This window comes from Pseudomonas sp. 2024-210 (assembly GCF_045062345.1).
In the GTDB taxonomy this organism is placed as follows: Bacteria; Pseudomonadota; Gammaproteobacteria; order Pseudomonadales; family Pseudomonadaceae; genus Aquipseudomonas.
Map to the genome: position 1 here is coordinate 393,049 of NZ_JBJGEJ010000001.1, position 14,600 is coordinate 407,648.

A 14,600-nucleotide genomic window follows, 5' to 3' on the forward strand; every position below is an offset into this window, starting at 1 on the left:
CAATTACGCATAACGTAATTTGATTGGTTTTAAGCGTCAAGCTATAAAGACGCCCTCCCGTCTCGAGGTCACAGCACCACCATGGAAAAGCCCCGCAGTAGCAACGACAGCACTGGCAAGCAAAAAGTGCGCTCCGCCGAGGTGGGTACTGACATTCTCAAAGCCTTGGCAGAGCTTTCACCGTCAACCTCGCTGTCGCGCTTGGCCGAGCATGTGCATATGCCCGCAAGCAAAGTGCATCGCTATTTACAGGCGCTGATTGCCAGTGGCTTTGCCGAGCAAAATGTGGCCACCAATCATTACGGCCTGGGTCGCGAGGCGTTGCGCGTAGGGTTAGCGGCGCTAAACAGCATGGATGTACTGAAAGTCGCTGCTCTGCCCTTGGCCCAATTACGCGACGACTTGAATGAGACCTGCTTTTTGGCGGTGTGGGGCAATCAAGGTGCCACCGTGGTACACATTGAGGCGGCCGTGCGCGCTGTAACGGTAGTGACCAAGCCAGGGTCGGTTCTGCCCTTGTTGAGCTCATCCACAGGCCTGGTGTTCAATGCTTTTTTACCCGATCGCGAAACCGCCGAGCTGCGCGAGCGGGAATTAAGCAGTGATCAGGTTCATCCCCTTGAAACACCCGCTGCCTATGCGTTACTGAGTGAGCAGATCCGCCAACGCGGGTTGCATTTCGTACACGGTTTGCTGATGCCCGGCGTAGATGCGCTATCGGCTCCTGTCTTTGATGCCACCGGCCAAGTCGCAGGCGTATTGACCGTTGTAGGCCCGGCGTCGCTGTTTCATGCCGATGAGCATGGACCCGCAGCCAAACAGCTATTGGCTGCGAGCCAGGCCGTCAGTTGGCGGATGGGTTTTCAGCCGGATTAGGGGTTGATGGCATCACACCATCCACTCGTATTTGGCAGCATCGAGCAGGTCTTTCATGATGATTTCAATATGCTCCAGCGACGGTTTTTTTACCCGATAAAGGTCGTCGAATGTCCAGTCCTCCGAAAACACACCGGTCACCCAATCATCGAACGACTGCACCACGCCCCACTCCAACGTATCCATGCCCAGATCCAGCAGGGTTTGGCTGAAGACCACGCGAAGTTCGACGATGTCATTCACTGTATTCATATGAAGGCTTTCACACTCTATTGAATACGCCTGCAGTTGCTCATTTAGAAAGTCACGTGCGCGCTCAACGACTTTCGGGCTGGGTTTAAGGGTGAAGTCATGCGTGTCGAATATATCCATGTCTACTTTTTTCATGCTGTAGCTCCTGTCATTACTTCCGGCCCACCCGGCGTCTTGCCGTGATGAAGTCTGCCGAAAGGAACCCTGTAGCCACGCATTTAATCTGCACCGTCCCTGCGCTATGCAGTACATAGTTATTGAGCGTTTTATAAGTTGCCAAAGCCTTGTTCCAGAGCCTTCCAAGCTTCCTAAAACTATTGCCGAAGTTGTAAAAGTGATTGTCGCAAAGCAGGCTTACTCTGCTTGAGGTGAAGTTTTATGCTTGTCGAACTTTCCAGCAGCTATGCTGGTACACGCATCGAGTCGCACTGACTCTGCGCGACATTTTTACCCTGACGTTGATTTGTAGCTCCTTGATGAACGTCTTCTTTGGCCGCTGCCTTGCAGCGGCCTTTTTTATGCCTGAAATAAATACGGGGCATGCTACGCCCTTGGCAGGTGCCGAAGATGAGGTTGGACGACCGCCTCGTCGCCTTACAAAAGCTTCATCAATAGCGGCGCTGCGAACAGGTTGAGAATACCGGTCAGTACCATCACCAGACCCGCCACCGAGCCTTCCTCACTGCCCACTTCGCGGGCACGGCTGACACCCGCCCCGTGAGCGCCGATACCAAACAGAGCACCCCGCGCCAGACTGCTGCGCAGCGGCAGCCACTTGAGCAAGATACCGCCGAGCAAGGCACCGAACACACCGGTAAACATTACAAATACGGCTGTGAGTTCCGGCACGCCGCCCAGGTTTTGCGCCATCGGCATGGCAAAAGGTGTGGTGATGGAACGCGGCACCAATGACATCGCCAGCGAGGTGTCCAGCGCTAGCGCCTTGGCCAGCCAGAATGAACTGCCGATGGACGCTGCGCTGCCTGCCAGCATTCCCAGCAACAAGGCCATCCAGTGGCGCGCCAACATCTGGCGTTGTTGCCAGATGGGCACGGCGAATGCGACGGTGACCGGCCCCAATACCAGCATCAACCAATGGGTATCGGCCGAGTACTCGGCATACGCGGTGTGCATCGGCACAGCCACCGCCAGCAATAATGCAGGCACCAGAATCAGCGGCGACAACAGGTAGCGCCCGGTACGACGGTATATCCAGCGGCTGAAGCCATACGCCCCAAGGGTGAGCAACAGCCAGAACACGGGCATCCATTCAAGCGTCATGACGCATCCTCCAGCGGCACACCGCTTCCACGGTAAAAGCCGTCACCACCATCACCAGTAAGGTGCTGACGCCAATCACCAGCAAAATGCGCCAACCGTCTGTGCGCACCAGCGTGCCGTAATCGAGCAGGCTCATCAGCGCAGGAATAAAAAACAGCAGCATCTCAGCCATCAATATGCCAGCGCCCAATTGCAGGGTCGCCGGTTTGACCCAGCCTGTGGCAAACGCCAGCAGTAATAGGGCCATGCCTATAACGCCTCCCGGTATTGGCCACTGCAGCGCTGCTGCTATTTGGCAACCGACCCAGTAAATAGCCAGCAACACGCCCATTTCACTGACAACTCTTGCCGCACGTCTTACATCGAAGCGTTTCATGTAGTTTCCATCGCAGACTGGGCTTCAGTTTAAAGACAGCCCTTCCATCCCGAAAACGAATTGTTAGACTGCAAGCCATTCCAAAATGGAATCACCTTCATGGAATTCAAACACCTGCGTACATTTGTTGAAGTCGTGCAATTGGGCGGCTTCACTCAAGCGGCTCATTCACTGCACATCAGCCAGTCAGCCGTCAGCAAACAGGTCGCGCAACTGGAGCACAGCCTGGGCACCCCACTGTTTGACCGACTGGGTTCGCATGTACGCCTGACAGCGGCGGGTAACGTGGTGCTACAACGCGCCAACAGCATGCTGCGCCTGCACAACGAATTACTCAGCGAGCTCGATGATCTCACCCATTTGACCCGCGGCGAATTGCGCCTTGGCCTGCCATTGCTGGGCAGCAGTACCTTGTTTGCCAGCCTGATTGCCGAGTACCGCCGGCGTTACCCCAATATCCAGGTGAGTCTGCTCGAAGGAGGCAGCCTGAATATTGAGCAGGCGGTATTAAGTGGTGAGCTGGAACTGGGGGGGAGTTTGACGCCGAAGAATCCGTTATTCGCCTATCAGGCTTTTTGCGATGAACCGCTGGACGCGTTGCTGCCGGCTGATCATCCGCTGGCGCAGGGAGGCAGCGTGCGTCTGGAGCAACTGGCGCAAACGCCGTTTTTGCTTTATCAGCGCAGCTTTGTGCTGAACGACCGTCTGTTGCTCGCCTGCCAACAACTGGGCTTCACGCCAAAAGAAGGCGGCCGCAGCGGGCAATCGGACTTTCTGGTTGCCTTGGTAGCTGCAGGTCAGGGCGTGGTCCTGCTGCCCAGTGTGGTCGCACGCGCATTGGTACGGCCGGGCGTCGTGCGCCTCAAACTGGTCGCACCTGACTACCTGCGCTGGGATATTGCTTTTATCTGGCGCGATGGCGCTTATTTGTCACGCGCAGCCCAAGCCTGGCTTGAACTGCTGCGTGAACGACCGGTTATTGCGTCAGTGCCTGGATGAAGTCTTCAACCCATGGTTCAGAATCGCTTTCCGGGGTGACGGATTCACTAGCGTCCAGTCGCAGCATAGGCTGAACCTCACGCAGGCCCAGCTCAGTAAACAATTCGCGCATTTGCTCGCCACCTCCGCAGAACGTGTCGCCATAACTCTCGTCACCCAGTGCGATCACGGCACCCGGCAAGCCACGCCAGGCCGCTGGCAACTGATCGCGAATCGCGCAATACAGCGGCATGAGATTGTCAGGAAGCTCACCCATGCCGGTGGTTGAGGTCACCGCCAGAAAAGCGTCCGGGGCAAAGGCCTGTACATCAGCCAGTGTGGCGCGCGGGTTGAGCAGCACCTCAAATTGTGCGGCGGTCAGCAATTGTCTGGCGTTACGAGCGACTTCTTCAGCGGTGCCGTACACCGAGCCGCAAAGGATGGCTACTTTCATCAAACTGATCCTGTAACAGACTTAAAGGCCGGATATTAACAGGTGAGGCACGGCTTTCGGTCATGCCTTACTATGCGTCAACCCACTCGCAGATCCAGAGAACAGCACGATGATCAATGCTCGCTTGTTACAACGCATGGTTGACGCGTCTCAAGACGGTATTGTGGTCGCCGAACAGGAAGGCGAAGACAACATTCTTATCTATGTGAACAAGTCGTTTGAAAACCTGACGGGGTACAGCCGTGATGACATCCTCTATCAGGACTGCCGATTTTTGCAGGCCGGGGACCGCGATCAAATTGGCCTGCAACTCATACGCGAAGCCATTGCCAGCGGTTTGCCGACCCGCCAGATCCTGCGTAATTACCGCAAGGACGGCTCACACTTCTGGAATGAGCTGTCGATCACTCCGGTCTTTAATGAGGCCGATCAACTGACCTACTTCATTGGCGTGCAAAAAGACGTCTCCGCGCAAGTCAAAGCACAGCAAAAGGTAGAGCAACTAGAAGCCGAACTCGCGGCGGTTAAAGCTGAACTTGAAGCGCTCAAGGCGACGAACGGTATAAACAAACCGTCTATTTGACGGTCTGAGGATCACCACCCCTGTTGCGTCAGTGAACTTTAGAGCCGGATCATGTCTTACGAGACCCTTCTGACTCAGGATGAGTTGGACTTTATTCAATCAGTACATCAGAGCCCGTTGCTAAATCCGCGGGACGTGCTGTCGAGCCTCACGGTTAAAGGCGGCACGCAGGTGCGCGACCTTCTGACTCGCTTGGCCGCCCACGAACAAGTCACCATTCAGGCTCAGGTTGCCGATCAGAAAATGAGTTTTCCACTGCGTTTGGTAGAGGATGAATTTCATGCTCAACACTTGCAGTTGGGCGCACCCAGTATTTTCGAAGAGGGGCCGGTGATCCGCCCGTGGCGCCTGACACTGGCTGAGCCGGTGGCGCTGGAGGACGTTCGGGCAAGGCCCGGGCACTTGTGGATTACTGAGGTTTCATTCAAGGGACTGTTGGTCGATGTGCGTAACAACAGACGCCCGCCTCGTCAATTTTCACAATGGTTCAGCCCTCTCGGGTATGAGCGCATCGCCATTCGCGCCACGTTAGAGCGCAAAACCGAACAAGGCCTCTATGCCTACCGTTTGAGCCAACGCGATGTGGATGAAACCGAGCGCCTGCGCCAGTTCATCCTGCAACAGCATCGTCTTGCGCACCCTGCCCTGCACGCCTGATTGGTCTAAAAAGCCACATGCCCTTTGAGCTCGGCGTCGAGCCTTTGGCTCATCAAACGGGCGTCGTGCCCCAGACAGCCAATAGAGGAGTCACTCAGCGCAGGCTGGGCGACATTCGCAGCCTCACCGGCCAACAAGGTTGAACAGTCAAGGGTTTGCGCCAGCTTCAGCAGACGTCGATGGTGAACAGTGCTCAACGCACGCTGGGCAAAAACCACCACGGCAGCGGGCTGGATTTTTTCACAGACCAGAGCCAGTTCATCCAAAGGCTGCCCCATCGGCAATACACGGATGACGCGATCCGCGCGACTAAGCAGCAGACCCGCGACCAACAGTTCCAACTCACGACACACGTCGGGCAGCGCAACCAGCACAACACACGTCGATGCTGGAGCGGGCTGTAGCTGAAAGTGCAGACGATGCTGCACCCTTCCCCGCAAGAACCCATCCAGTAACAGCCATTCACTGGTGCGGCCAAATTCATCCCGCGTTTTGAAGAGTTGATGCCACAGCGGCATCAGGATGTCCTGAAACACGACTTCAGGTGGGTAGCTGGAAAAAATCTGCCCGTACACACGTTCCAGTTGCGCCTCATTGAATGCGCTGAGCGCTGCGCTGATTTGCAACTGCCATTCACGGTATTCCGTTGACTGGACACCCTCATGCGGCGAAATGGCAGGGGTTGCGCGAGCGAGCAGCTCACCCACTTTGCTGACCGAAACACCGCGCTCTATCCAGCCTTGTACACGGCGTACCGTTTCAATATCGGTCACTGAATACAGCCGATGCCCACTATTGGTGCGTTTTGGCTCGATAAAACCATAACGCCGCTCCCAGGCACGCAATGTCACGGGGTTGATGCCGGTGAGACGAGACACTTCTCTGATCGGATATAAACCATTCGATTCAGTGGCATCAACATTCACCGCAACGGGCTCGATATCAGTAATCACGGGCATGGGAGGGGCACGTACCAAGAAGGGGATGGGGGCATTCTACGCGTTGTGAGATTAGCGCGCGCCCTGCTCAACTTCCATCCTCCTCGTTGTGATAACCACGCAAGGAACAATTTTTGCTTGTTTGTAGGCTCACAGCCCATCACCCCGGTGCTGTGTTTTATGCCTGACCTACCCGGACAGCATCAGCCTCATGGAGATACACAATGTCTACCTCCCCTGTCACCCTGCTCGTTGCACGCCGTGTCACCAAAGGCCGCTATCAGGAACTGATCGCCTGGCTGCACGAAGGCGAACAATTGGCCACGGATTTTCCCGGTTATCTGGGTTCCGGCGTATTGGCTCCGCCACCCGGCGACGATGAATTTCAGATTATTTTTCGCTTTGCTGATGAAGTCACCCTGCACGCCTGGGAGCATTCCGTTTCGCGCAAGGCTTGGTTACTGCGCGGCAGTGACCTGTTTGCCCATCCCTCAGAACACCGTGTCAGCGGTATTGACGGTTGGTTCGGCGCTGCCGGACAACGTCCACCCCGCTGGAAACAAGCCGTCGCCATCTGGCTGGCCTTTTTTCCGGTCTCGCTGTTGTTCAACTTTGTTCTGGGCCCGTTATTGAGCGATTTGAGCTTATTGCCACGGGTATTGGTCAGTACGCTGGCCCTGACACCCTTGATGGTTTATCTATTTATTCCGCTTTCCACCCATTGGCTGGCCGGCTGGCTGCACAGCGCTCCCCGGAAAACAGTGCGAAACGCCTTGGTGAGCCATCGTCACTAAATTCGGACTTGGCCGTGAGGTCGCGGACGCTGGTATAGTTTTGCCATTGCGCCGCGACGGTTTGCGGCTTCCTGCTCCGAGTCCGACATGCCCACTTCATCTGCCCCTATTCTGATCACGGGTGCAGGCCAACGCGTTGGCCTGCATTGTGCCCAACAACTGCTGGCTGACGGCTATCCGGTCATTTTCAGCTATCGCAGTGAAAAGCCCGGCGTTCAAGCGCTGCGCGAACGGGGCGCCATCGGACTGTTTGCCGACTTTTCCAGCGAAGCCGGCATTCTTGATTTTATTCAACGCCTCAAAGACCACACCGACTGCCTGCGTGGGATAGTCCACAACGCTTCGGCCTGGTTGACCGATACACCTGATACCCAAGCCACTGCGTTTGCCCAGATGTTTAGCGTGCATATGCTCGCCCCTTACTTGATCAACCTGCATTGCAGCGAGTTGCTGATGCGCTCGACACCCGCAGATATCATCCATATCAGCGACGATGTCACGCGCAAAGGCAGCAGCAAACACATCGCCTATTGCGCCACGAAGGCTGGCTTGGACAGCCTGACCCTGTCATTCGCCGCTAAACTGGCGCCACACATTAAAGTGAACGGCATCGCCCCGGCCTTGCTGATGTTCAACACCGACGACGACGCGGCGTATCGCGCCACTGCCTTGGCCAAGTCTGCACTGGGCATCGAGCCCGGCGCCGAGGTGATTTACCAAAGCCTGCGCTACCTGCTGGACAACCCGTATGTAACCGGCACCACCCTGACCGTCAACGGCGGACGCCACCTAAAGTAAGTCGTCCGCGAGGAAGCCATTCCATGAGCACCACACTGCCTGAGCAATACCGCGAAATTCTTCTGGGACTTGGCGAAGACCCCGACCGCGAAGGCTTGCTCGACACCCCCAAGCGTGCTGCCAAAGCCATGCAGTACCTGTGTCACGGCTATGCGCAAAGCGTGGAAGAGATCGTCAACGGCGCACTCTTTACTTCTGATAGCGATGAGATGGTCATCGTTGCCAACATAGAGCTCTACTCCCTGTGCGAGCACCATTTACTGCCATTTATCGGCAAGGCGCATGTGGCTTATATACCGACCGGTAAAGTGCTGGGTCTATCAAAAGTGGCTCGCATCGTTGACATGTTTGCCCGCCGCCTGCAAATCCAGGAGAACCTCACCCGAGAAATCGCCGATGCGATTCAGGGCATTACCCAAGCCGCCGGGGTTGCTGTTGTGATTGAAGCCCAACACATGTGCATGATGATGCGCGGCGTAGAGAAACAGAATTCGACCATGAACACATCGGTGATGCTTGGCGCCTTCCGCGAACCGACCACCCGTATGGAGTTCCTGCAATTGATTGGACGGAGCAAGTCGTAATGCCACAACTTCAGCCAGGAATGGCCCGCATTCGCGTCAAGGACCTGTGCCTGCGCACCTATATCGGGATCAATGAAGACGAAATCCTCAACAAGCAGGATGTACTGATCAACCTCACCATCCTTTACGCCGCCCAAGAAGCGGTGCGCGATAACGACATCGATCACGCGCTGAACTACCGCACCATCACCAAAGCGGTGATTCAACACGTCGAAGAAAACCGCTTCGCCCTGCTGGAGCGTCTGACCCAAGAATTGCTCGACCTGGTGATGGCCAACACCGCCGTGCTGTATGCCGAAGTCGAAGTCGACAAACCGCATGCCTTGCGCTTTGCCGAATCAGTGTCGATTACGCTAGCGGCTAGCCGCTAAGAGGAAAGCGGCAAGCGGCAAGCGGCAAGAGACCAGCAGAACCGGCTTTGGCTTTGGCTTTGGCTTGCAGCTTAAAACTTGCAGCTTGAAACTGCTTCACCCCCCTATTTATCCAGCGAGAATCAACATGACGCCCCAAGAACAACTGGAACTCGAAGCCGCTGCCTTCCGTCGTCTCGTCGCGCATCTGGACAGCCGCAAGGATGTGCAAAACATTGACCTGATGAACCTCGCCGGGTTTTGCCGCAATTGCCTGTCCAAGTGGTACAAGGCCGAAGCAGACGAGCGTCACATCGAACTAAGCCTCGATGACGCCCGTGAAGCGGTATACGGCATGCCGTACGCCGAATGGAAATCCCTCTATCAGAAAGAAGCCAGCGCCGAACAAGCACACGCGTTTGCCCAAGGAAAAAAGCATGACTGATTTAAATACCCTGCGCGCCAGCCTTATCAGCGGCGATCATCTGTTTGCGGACACGCTGGCCTTTATTGCCGCGAACTATGAGTACCAGCCGCAAGCGTTCATCAACGGCGGTGTTGAAAACGCAGCCGGGCAAAATGAAGGTTCGTGCAAAACGTTAGGCATGGCATTGCTGGAAGGCTTGAGCGACCAAGAGGCCTTGCTGGCTTTTGGCGAGCACTACCGCTCAGTGCTGGCGACCCCTGAAGGCACAGATCACAGCAACATTCGTGCTTTGATTGCCCACGGCTTGGCCGGGGTTAAATTCGACGCTCAACCGTTGACGCGTAAAGCCTGAATCTATGCCCTCGTAGCAGCTGTCGAGCTCTGCGAGGCTGCGATCGGCGGCGAAGCCGTCGCAAAACCAGAGACAACAAGATGGCCCATTTTGCGACCGCTTCGCGCTCGATCGCAGCCTTCGGCAGCGGCTACACGTTATTGGCCAAGGCCACTTTTCTTCCAAACACAAAAAAACCGGCCGAAGCCGGTTTTTTTTGGGAGTGACGCTTACTTGAATTCGGCGTTCTGCAAACCGTCCAGGTAGCGTTCGGTGTCCAGCGCAGCCATGCAACCGGCACCTGCCGAGGTGATGGCTTGACGGTACACGTGATCAGCCACGTCACCCGCTGCAAACACACCTTCGATGCTGGTGGCCGTAGCGTTGCCTTCACGGCCGCCCTGCACAACCAGGTAACCGTCTTTAAGCGCCAGCTGACCTTCGAACAGCGAGGTGTTCGGGGTGTGACCGATGGCAATGAACACGCCATCGACTTTCAGCTCATCGAAGCTGCCGTCGTTGTTTTTCAAACGAGCGCCGGTAACACCCATGTTGTCGCCCAACACTTCGTCCAGCGTGGCGTTCAGCTTGAGCTCGATCTTGCCTTCTGCCACACGGGCGTTGAGCTTGTCGATCAAGATTTTCTCGGCGCGGAAGGTTTCGCGACGGTGTACCAGCGTCACCTTACTGGCGATATTGGCCAGGTACAGAGCCTCTTCAACAGCGGTATTACCGCCACCAACCACGGCAACCGGTTTGTTGCGGTAGAAGAAACCATCACAGGTCGCACAAGCCGAGACGCCTTTGCCCATGAACGCTTCTTCAGATGGCAGGCCCAGGTAACGAGCGCTGGCGCCTGTCGCGATGATCAGCGCGTCACAGGTGTAAGTGCCACTGTCGCCCGTCAGGCTGAACGGTTTGTTTTTAAGATCAACAGCGTTGATGTGATCAAACACGATCTCGGTTTCGAAACGCTCGGCGTGCTCACGCATGCGTTCCATCAAAACAGGGCCGGTCAGGCCGTGAACATCACCCGGCCAGTTGTCGACTTCAGTGGTCGTGGTCAATTGGCCGCCCGCCTGCATGCCCGTAATCAGCAAAGGCTTGAGGTTGGCGCGGGCCGCGTAGACAGCGGCGCTGTAGCCGGCAGGGCCGGAACCCAGAATAATGACTCGCGAATGACGTACTTCAGACATGACTCACTCCTATGACCGCCCGTATCGACACCGGGTCGGAACGCCGCTTTGGCGGCGGGAATAAAAAAAAACCGCATATCTGCTCAGGCTGTGCCTGAAATCCGCAGATCCTTGAAAAGTAGGTGCAGCGTATAGAGGCCGCAGAGAGTAAGGAAATACGCAATAACAATCCAGCTCATAGCGGGTCTCTATGCAGTCAACGTGACGTTTTTAACGTCTTTGTTACAGTTATTGTCGATCCTGACTCAAGGCTTTCGTCCTACAGATAAAGCCGCTAAGGTCGCCCCGTTTACCACTGCTCGGAGCACACTATGCCCGCCCCCGTTCTTTCTGGCCCGCAGTACCTGCGTGAAGGGTTGACGTTAGTCCTCAGCCCCGGACTTCGCCTGTTTGTACTCTTGCCATTGCTGATTAATCTGGTGCTGTTCGTCGGGCTGATCTACTTTGCCGGCCATCAGTTCAGCCTGTGGGTCGATACCCTGATGCCAACGTTGCCCAGCTGGCTGAGCTTTCTCAATTACGTGTTATGGCCCTTGTTTGTAGTGCTGGTCGCTTTAATGGTGTTTTTCACCTTCACCATGCTGGCGAATATCATTGCGGCCCCTTTTAACGGCTTTCTCTCGGAAAAAGTCGAAGCGGTCGTGCGCGGTGCCGACAATGCGCCTCCCTTTAGCTGGGGCGAACTGGTGGCGATGGTGCCGCGTACGCTGGCACGTGAAATGCGCAAACTGGGTTACTTTCTGCCACGCGCCATTGCCTTGCTGATCCTGTCATTTATCCCGGTACTCAACCTGATTGCTGCCCCACTGTGGCTGATTTTCGGGATCTGGATGATGGCCATTCAGTACATCGACTACCCGGCGGACAACCACAAACTGGGCTGGAACGAGATGCTCGCCTGGTTGCGCGAAAAACGCTGGCAGAGCATGAGCTTCGGCGGCGTTGTGTATCTGGTGTTGCTCATTCCGGTGGTCAATATCCTGATGATGCCTGCCGCCGTTGCGGGCGCCACGTTGTTCTGGGTTCGAGAGCGCGGTGAAGAGGCTCTGGCCGCCTCAAGCCGCAGCTGACGGGTTCATCAATCCATCATGTCGGTGAAACAGCTTCGTCATGGCTCCAGCCGATACTGGGGCCATGACGACAGCCCTGCATATAACCCTGATTAGCGACACCTTCGCCCCCGAAATCAATGGCGTGGCCAATACCCTTGGCCATTTGTTCGAAGGTTTGCGCGCACGCAAGCATTTCGTCGAACGGGTACGCCCGCGTCAACCGGACGAAGGCCGCCGCCCCAGCTCCCCTGAACTGATGTTATGCCGAGGCTGGCCTTTACCGGGCTACCCGGGCCTGCTATGGGGCATGACGTCAACACAACGCCTGAGCAGGCGCTGGCAGCAACAGCGCCCGGACGTGGTGTACATCGCCACCGAAGGGCCGTTGGGCTTATGTGCCCTGCGTGTCGCCCGACGCTTGGGTATCGCCGTGGTCAGCGGCTTCCATACCCACTTTCAGCAGTACGTGAACCAACACGGTCTCGGGTTGTTTTCTCGTTGGCTGACGCATTATTTACGCTGGTTTCATAACCGCTCATTCTTGACGCTGGTACTCAGCGCCAGCCAGCGCGATGAACTGACACGCCGTCACTTTGACCGCCTGGAACTGCTCTCGCAGGGTGTCGACAGCCAGCTGTTCAATCCCTGCCGACGGCAAGCAGCCTTGCGTCAAAGCTGGGGCCTGCGAGAAAACGACATTGCCTTGCTCTATGTGGGACGTTTAGCCCCGGAAAAAAATCTGGGTGCCCTCAGGCTCGCTCTTGATGCGCTTCAAGCCCGCTACCCGTCCCGGCGATTCAAATTAATTGTGGTCGGCGAAGGATCGAAACGCGTCACCCTGGAAGCCTCTCTGCCCGAAGCCTTATTTTGTGGCGTGCAAAGTGGTGAAGCCCTGGCCAATCATTACGCCAGCGCCGATGTGTTTTTATTTCCCGGCTTGTCGGAGACGTTTGGCAACGGGGTGCTTGAAGCGCAAGCATCTGGCCTGGGTGTGGTGGCCTATGACGAAGCCGCCGCCGGGCAGCACATCCGCCATGGCTACAGCGGTGTATTGGCCATGCCGGGCGATGAAGATGCCTGGATCGAAGCCGCCTGCTGGTTGCTGGAAGCCCCGGAGACCTTGCGTACCATACGTCTCAATGCCCGCAGACACGCCAGTCGTCAAGGCTGGGCGCAGAGCATCGAGCAATTGGAAACTCACTTAAGGCGGGCCTGCCATCGTGAGGCCGATGCTGTGGAAGTACCGGCTCACATTGCGCCTTAGGCCAGCGCTTTTTCGATGGCTTGGATAACCGACGGGTCATCAGGCGCCGTACGGGGAGAAAAGCGCGCGAGCACCCGACCGTCCTTGCCCATCAAAAATTTCTCGAAATTCCAGGTGATGTCGCCCGGGAACTCGGCGCCTTCGCCAGCCAGCAAGCGGTACAGCTGATGACGATCAGGCCCGTTGACCTCCAGTTTGCTGCTCAAGGGGAACGTCACCCCGTAATTGAGGCTGCAAAATTCCCTAATTTCCTGCTCGGTTCCTGGCTCCTGACCTGCAAACTGGTTGCAAGGCACGCCCAGAACGCTAAAACCCTTGTCCTTGTATTGCTGGTAGAGGTTTTCCAGTGCGGCGTACTGCGGGGTCAAACCACACTTGGAGGCGACGTTCACCACCAGCACCACCTTGCCGTTAAAGGTACTCAGAGGCAGAGGCTCGCCATCCAGCGCCTCTAAGGTAATTTCGTGAAAAGCACTCATGACCGACTCCACAATTTGCATCTCAACATTTAAACAATCGCACGACCCGCGGACTGCCCTCATGACTAAAAATGAAAAAAGGCGCCCGTAGGCGCCCTTTTCTGGCTAGCTCACACATGAGCGTAGCAGCACTTATCAGTGCTGATGACCGCCTTCACCGTGAACGTGGCCGTGAGCCTGTTCTTCTTCGGAGGCGTCACGTACCGCAACAACTTTAACCTTGAAGTTCAGACGCTGGCCTGCCAACGGGTGGTTGCCGTCTACAGTCACGTCGTCGCCGTCCAGATCACGGATGGTCACGATCTGCATTTGGCCGTCCGGCGCAGAAGCGTGGAACTGCATGCCCACTTCCAGTTGGTCAACGCCTTCGAACATGCTTTTGTTCAGGGTGCTGACCAGTTCGGCCGAGTATTCGCCGTAAGCGTCTTCCGGTTCAACGGTCACGTCCAGCTCATCGCCAACAGCCTTGCCTTCCAGTGCCTTTTCCAGACCTGGAATGATGTTACCTGCGCCTTGCAGGTAAACCAGTGGAGCACCACCAGCAGAGCTGTCGATGACATCACCAGCGTCGTTGGTCAGGGTATATTCGATGGAGACTGCCTTGTTGGTGGCGATCGTCATGGGGCGAGACCTTTTGCAAAATAATAAAGAGTGCGCAAGTCTAACCAAGCAAACGCCCGAAAGCGAACACAACCAAGACCAACGGATAATTTTGAAAACATCAATGATCATTGGCTGGCACCAAGACGAGGAGCAACATTGGGTTGCCGTCCTTTCTTGCGGCCACACTCAGCATCATCGACACCAACCACCGTGGCAATCGCGCCCTTGGGTACTTGACCCTGAACTACGGCGTAAAAAAATAGGTCAACCCTTTGACTGTGGCTGGTGTGCTCAAGCGACAGATAGCGCTAATCTTCACCATTGACT

The 14,600-nt window shown here is 56.1% G+C and carries 21 protein-coding genes; 13 read left to right on the forward strand and 8 right to left on the reverse strand.

All coding sequences use genetic code 11. The features are described from left to right. Positions 1-81: 81 nt before the first annotated feature. Complete coding sequence (locus ACI7MX_RS01780; RefSeq protein WP_314490680.1) at positions 82-876, forward strand: IclR family transcriptional regulator; 795 nt, start codon at positions 82-84, stop codon at positions 874-876. 12 nt (positions 877-888) lie between these two features. Here ACI7MX_RS01780 and ACI7MX_RS01785 read toward each other — a convergent pair whose 3' ends face one another. From ACI7MX_RS01785 to ACI7MX_RS01795, 3 genes are all read right to left on the reverse strand, one after another. Further along, positions 889-1,263 carry a hypothetical protein gene (locus tag ACI7MX_RS01785; RefSeq protein ID WP_314490677.1) on the reverse strand — a complete coding sequence of 125 codons (375 nt, stop codon included), beginning with the start codon at positions 1,261-1,263 and terminating at the stop codon, positions 889-891. A 459-nt stretch (positions 1,264-1,722) separates the two neighbouring features. Next, on the reverse strand, positions 1,723-2,409 hold the full coding sequence (locus ACI7MX_RS01790; protein WP_314490675.1) for an LrgB family protein: 687 nt from the start codon (positions 2,407-2,409) through the stop codon (positions 1,723-1,725). Then, positions 2,399-2,785: a CidA/LrgA family protein gene (locus ACI7MX_RS01795; RefSeq protein WP_314490673.1), complete on the reverse strand. Its 387-nt coding sequence runs from the start codon at positions 2,783-2,785 to the stop codon at positions 2,399-2,401. The genes ACI7MX_RS01790 and ACI7MX_RS01795 overlap by 11 nt, the downstream gene beginning before the upstream one ends. A gap of 99 nt (positions 2,786-2,884) precedes the next feature. Here ACI7MX_RS01795 and ACI7MX_RS01800 point away from each other — a divergent pair, with 99 nt between their 5' ends. Then, on the forward strand, positions 2,885-3,784 hold the full coding sequence (locus tag ACI7MX_RS01800) for a LysR family transcriptional regulator (protein ID WP_314490670.1): 900 nt from the start codon (positions 2,885-2,887) through the stop codon (positions 3,782-3,784). Here the strand turns inward: ACI7MX_RS01800 and ACI7MX_RS01805 are convergent. Next, entirely contained in the window at positions 3,762-4,217 is a 456-nt protein-coding gene (locus tag ACI7MX_RS01805; protein WP_314490667.1) for a flavodoxin, read from the reverse strand. The genes ACI7MX_RS01800 and ACI7MX_RS01805 overlap by 23 nt on opposite strands. A 109-nt stretch (positions 4,218-4,326) precedes the next feature. Between ACI7MX_RS01805 and ACI7MX_RS01810 the strand changes: the two genes are divergently transcribed. Then, positions 4,327-4,800: a PAS domain-containing protein gene (locus ACI7MX_RS01810; protein WP_314490664.1), complete on the forward strand. Its 474-nt coding sequence runs from the start codon at positions 4,327-4,329 to the stop codon at positions 4,798-4,800. A gap of 51 nt (positions 4,801-4,851) precedes the next feature. Continuing rightward, positions 4,852-5,457, forward strand: a complete 606-nt coding sequence (locus ACI7MX_RS01815) for a hypothetical protein (protein WP_314490660.1) — start codon at positions 4,852-4,854, stop codon at positions 5,455-5,457. 5 nt (positions 5,458-5,462) lie between these two features. Here the strand turns inward: ACI7MX_RS01815 and ACI7MX_RS01820 are convergent, their stop codons facing one another. Further along, positions 5,463-6,416, reverse strand: a complete 954-nt coding sequence (locus tag ACI7MX_RS01820) for a MerR family transcriptional regulator (protein WP_314490657.1) — start codon at positions 6,414-6,416, stop codon at positions 5,463-5,465. Positions 6,417-6,619: 203 nt separating this feature from the next. Here ACI7MX_RS01820 and ACI7MX_RS01825 point away from each other — a divergent pair, with 203 nt between their 5' ends. The 6 genes from ACI7MX_RS01825 (at position 6,620) to ACI7MX_RS01850 (ending at position 9,700) form a co-directional block, all read left to right on the forward strand. Next, the gene (locus tag ACI7MX_RS01825; protein ID WP_314490655.1) at positions 6,620-7,189 is read left to right on the forward strand and encodes an antibiotic biosynthesis monooxygenase; all 570 of its coding nucleotides are present in this window, start codon (positions 6,620-6,622) and stop codon (positions 7,187-7,189) included. An 87-nt stretch (positions 7,190-7,276) separates the two neighbouring features. Next, positions 7,277-7,987: a dihydromonapterin reductase gene (gene folM, locus ACI7MX_RS01830; protein ID WP_405588708.1), complete on the forward strand. Its 711-nt coding sequence runs from the start codon at positions 7,277-7,279 to the stop codon at positions 7,985-7,987. A 23-nt stretch (positions 7,988-8,010) separates the two neighbouring features. Continuing rightward, complete coding sequence (gene folE / locus ACI7MX_RS01835; protein ID WP_314490648.1) at positions 8,011-8,571, forward strand: GTP cyclohydrolase I FolE; 561 nt, start codon at positions 8,011-8,013, stop codon at positions 8,569-8,571. Beyond that, entirely contained in the window at positions 8,571-8,942 is a 372-nt protein-coding gene (gene folX, locus ACI7MX_RS01840) for a dihydroneopterin triphosphate 2'-epimerase (RefSeq protein ID WP_314490645.1), read from the forward strand. Before folE ends, folX begins: the two co-directional genes overlap by 1 nt. A 127-nt stretch (positions 8,943-9,069) precedes the next feature. Next, positions 9,070-9,366 (forward strand): DUF1244 domain-containing protein, encoded by a 297-nt coding sequence (locus ACI7MX_RS01845; protein WP_314490642.1) that lies wholly within the window; start codon positions 9,070-9,072, stop codon positions 9,364-9,366. Continuing rightward, positions 9,359-9,700, forward strand: coding sequence for a HopJ type III effector protein (locus ACI7MX_RS01850; protein ID WP_314490639.1), 342 nt, complete (start codon positions 9,359-9,361; stop codon positions 9,698-9,700). The genes ACI7MX_RS01845 and ACI7MX_RS01850 overlap by 8 nt, the downstream gene beginning before the upstream one ends. A 209-nt stretch (positions 9,701-9,909) precedes the next feature. On the opposite strand, the gene trxB is transcribed toward ACI7MX_RS01850, so the two are convergent. Next, the gene (trxB, locus tag ACI7MX_RS01855) at positions 9,910-10,875 is read right to left on the reverse strand and encodes a thioredoxin-disulfide reductase (protein ID WP_405588703.1); all 966 of its coding nucleotides are present in this window, start codon (positions 10,873-10,875) and stop codon (positions 9,910-9,912) included. Between the two features lie 311 nt (positions 10,876-11,186). Here trxB and cysZ point away from each other — a divergent pair, with 311 nt between their 5' ends. Both cysZ and ACI7MX_RS01865 read left to right on the forward strand, forming a co-directional pair. Further along, entirely contained in the window at positions 11,187-11,945 is a 759-nt protein-coding gene (gene cysZ / locus ACI7MX_RS01860; RefSeq protein ID WP_314490633.1) for a sulfate transporter CysZ, read from the forward strand. A 40-nt stretch (positions 11,946-11,985) separates the two neighbouring features. Beyond that, positions 11,986-13,191: a glycosyltransferase family 4 protein gene (locus ACI7MX_RS01865; protein ID WP_405588699.1), complete on the forward strand. Its 1,206-nt coding sequence runs from the start codon at positions 11,986-11,988 to the stop codon at positions 13,189-13,191. On the opposite strand, the gene ACI7MX_RS01870 is transcribed toward ACI7MX_RS01865, so the two are convergent. Together ACI7MX_RS01870 and ACI7MX_RS01875 are read right to left on the reverse strand one after the other, a co-directional pair. Next, positions 13,188-13,670: a glutathione peroxidase gene (locus ACI7MX_RS01870; protein WP_314490628.1), complete on the reverse strand. Its 483-nt coding sequence runs from the start codon at positions 13,668-13,670 to the stop codon at positions 13,188-13,190. The two genes, ACI7MX_RS01865 and ACI7MX_RS01870, sit on opposite strands and share 4 nt — an antisense overlap. 135 nt (positions 13,671-13,805) lie before the next feature. Next, positions 13,806-14,291, reverse strand: a complete 486-nt coding sequence (locus ACI7MX_RS01875; RefSeq protein ID WP_153404431.1) for a peptidylprolyl isomerase — start codon at positions 14,289-14,291, stop codon at positions 13,806-13,808. Here ACI7MX_RS01875 and ACI7MX_RS01880 point away from each other — a divergent pair. Beyond that, positions 14,260-14,598, forward strand: a complete 339-nt coding sequence (locus tag ACI7MX_RS01880) for a DUF3565 domain-containing protein (RefSeq protein WP_314490622.1) — start codon at positions 14,260-14,262, stop codon at positions 14,596-14,598. The genes ACI7MX_RS01875 and ACI7MX_RS01880 overlap by 32 nt on opposite strands. The last annotated feature ends 2 nt before the right edge of the window (positions 14,599-14,600 follow it).

Excerpts from the sequence above, each read along its gene's own strand:
- ACI7MX_RS01780 (WP_314490680.1), top strand. The coding sequence starts at position 82 with ATGGAAAAGCCCCGCAGTAGCAACGACAGCACTGGCAAGCAAAAAGTG.
- ACI7MX_RS01785 (WP_314490677.1), bottom strand. The coding sequence starts at position 1,263 with ATGAAAAAAGTAGACATGGATATATTCGACACGCATGACTTCACCCTT.
- ACI7MX_RS01790 (WP_314490675.1), bottom strand. The coding sequence starts at position 2,409 with ATGACGCTTGAATGGATGCCCGTGTTCTGGCTGTTGCTCACCCTTGGG.
- ACI7MX_RS01795 (WP_314490673.1), bottom strand. The coding sequence starts at position 2,785 with ATGAAACGCTTCGATGTAAGACGTGCGGCAAGAGTTGTCAGTGAAATG.
- ACI7MX_RS01800 (WP_314490670.1), top strand. The coding sequence starts at position 2,885 with ATGGAATTCAAACACCTGCGTACATTTGTTGAAGTCGTGCAATTGGGC.
- ACI7MX_RS01805 (WP_314490667.1), bottom strand. The coding sequence starts at position 4,217 with ATGAAAGTAGCCATCCTTTGCGGCTCGGTGTACGGCACCGCTGAAGAA.
- ACI7MX_RS01810 (WP_314490664.1), top strand. The coding sequence starts at position 4,327 with ATGATCAATGCTCGCTTGTTACAACGCATGGTTGACGCGTCTCAAGAC.
- ACI7MX_RS01815 (WP_314490660.1), top strand. The coding sequence starts at position 4,852 with ATGTCTTACGAGACCCTTCTGACTCAGGATGAGTTGGACTTTATTCAA.
- ACI7MX_RS01820 (WP_314490657.1), bottom strand. The coding sequence starts at position 6,416 with ATGCCCGTGATTACTGATATCGAGCCCGTTGCGGTGAATGTTGATGCC.
- ACI7MX_RS01825 (WP_314490655.1), top strand. The coding sequence starts at position 6,620 with ATGTCTACCTCCCCTGTCACCCTGCTCGTTGCACGCCGTGTCACCAAA.
- folM (WP_405588708.1), top strand. The coding sequence starts at position 7,277 with ATGCCCACTTCATCTGCCCCTATTCTGATCACGGGTGCAGGCCAACGC.
- folE (WP_314490648.1), top strand. The coding sequence starts at position 8,011 with ATGAGCACCACACTGCCTGAGCAATACCGCGAAATTCTTCTGGGACTT.
- folX (WP_314490645.1), top strand. The coding sequence starts at position 8,571 with ATGCCACAACTTCAGCCAGGAATGGCCCGCATTCGCGTCAAGGACCTG.
- ACI7MX_RS01845 (WP_314490642.1), top strand. The coding sequence starts at position 9,070 with ATGACGCCCCAAGAACAACTGGAACTCGAAGCCGCTGCCTTCCGTCGT.
- ACI7MX_RS01850 (WP_314490639.1), top strand. The coding sequence starts at position 9,359 with ATGACTGATTTAAATACCCTGCGCGCCAGCCTTATCAGCGGCGATCAT.
- trxB (WP_405588703.1), bottom strand. The coding sequence starts at position 10,875 with ATGTCTGAAGTACGTCATTCGCGAGTCATTATTCTGGGTTCCGGCCCT.
- cysZ (WP_314490633.1), top strand. The coding sequence starts at position 11,187 with ATGCCCGCCCCCGTTCTTTCTGGCCCGCAGTACCTGCGTGAAGGGTTG.
- ACI7MX_RS01865 (WP_405588699.1), top strand. The coding sequence starts at position 11,986 with ATGGCTCCAGCCGATACTGGGGCCATGACGACAGCCCTGCATATAACC.
- ACI7MX_RS01870 (WP_314490628.1), bottom strand. The coding sequence starts at position 13,670 with ATGAGTGCTTTTCACGAAATTACCTTAGAGGCGCTGGATGGCGAGCCT.
- ACI7MX_RS01880 (WP_314490622.1), top strand. The coding sequence starts at position 14,260 with ATGGAGACTGCCTTGTTGGTGGCGATCGTCATGGGGCGAGACCTTTTG.
- ACI7MX_RS01875 (WP_153404431.1), bottom strand. The coding sequence starts at position 14,291 with ATGACGATCGCCACCAACAAGGCAGTCTCCATCGAATATACCCTGACC.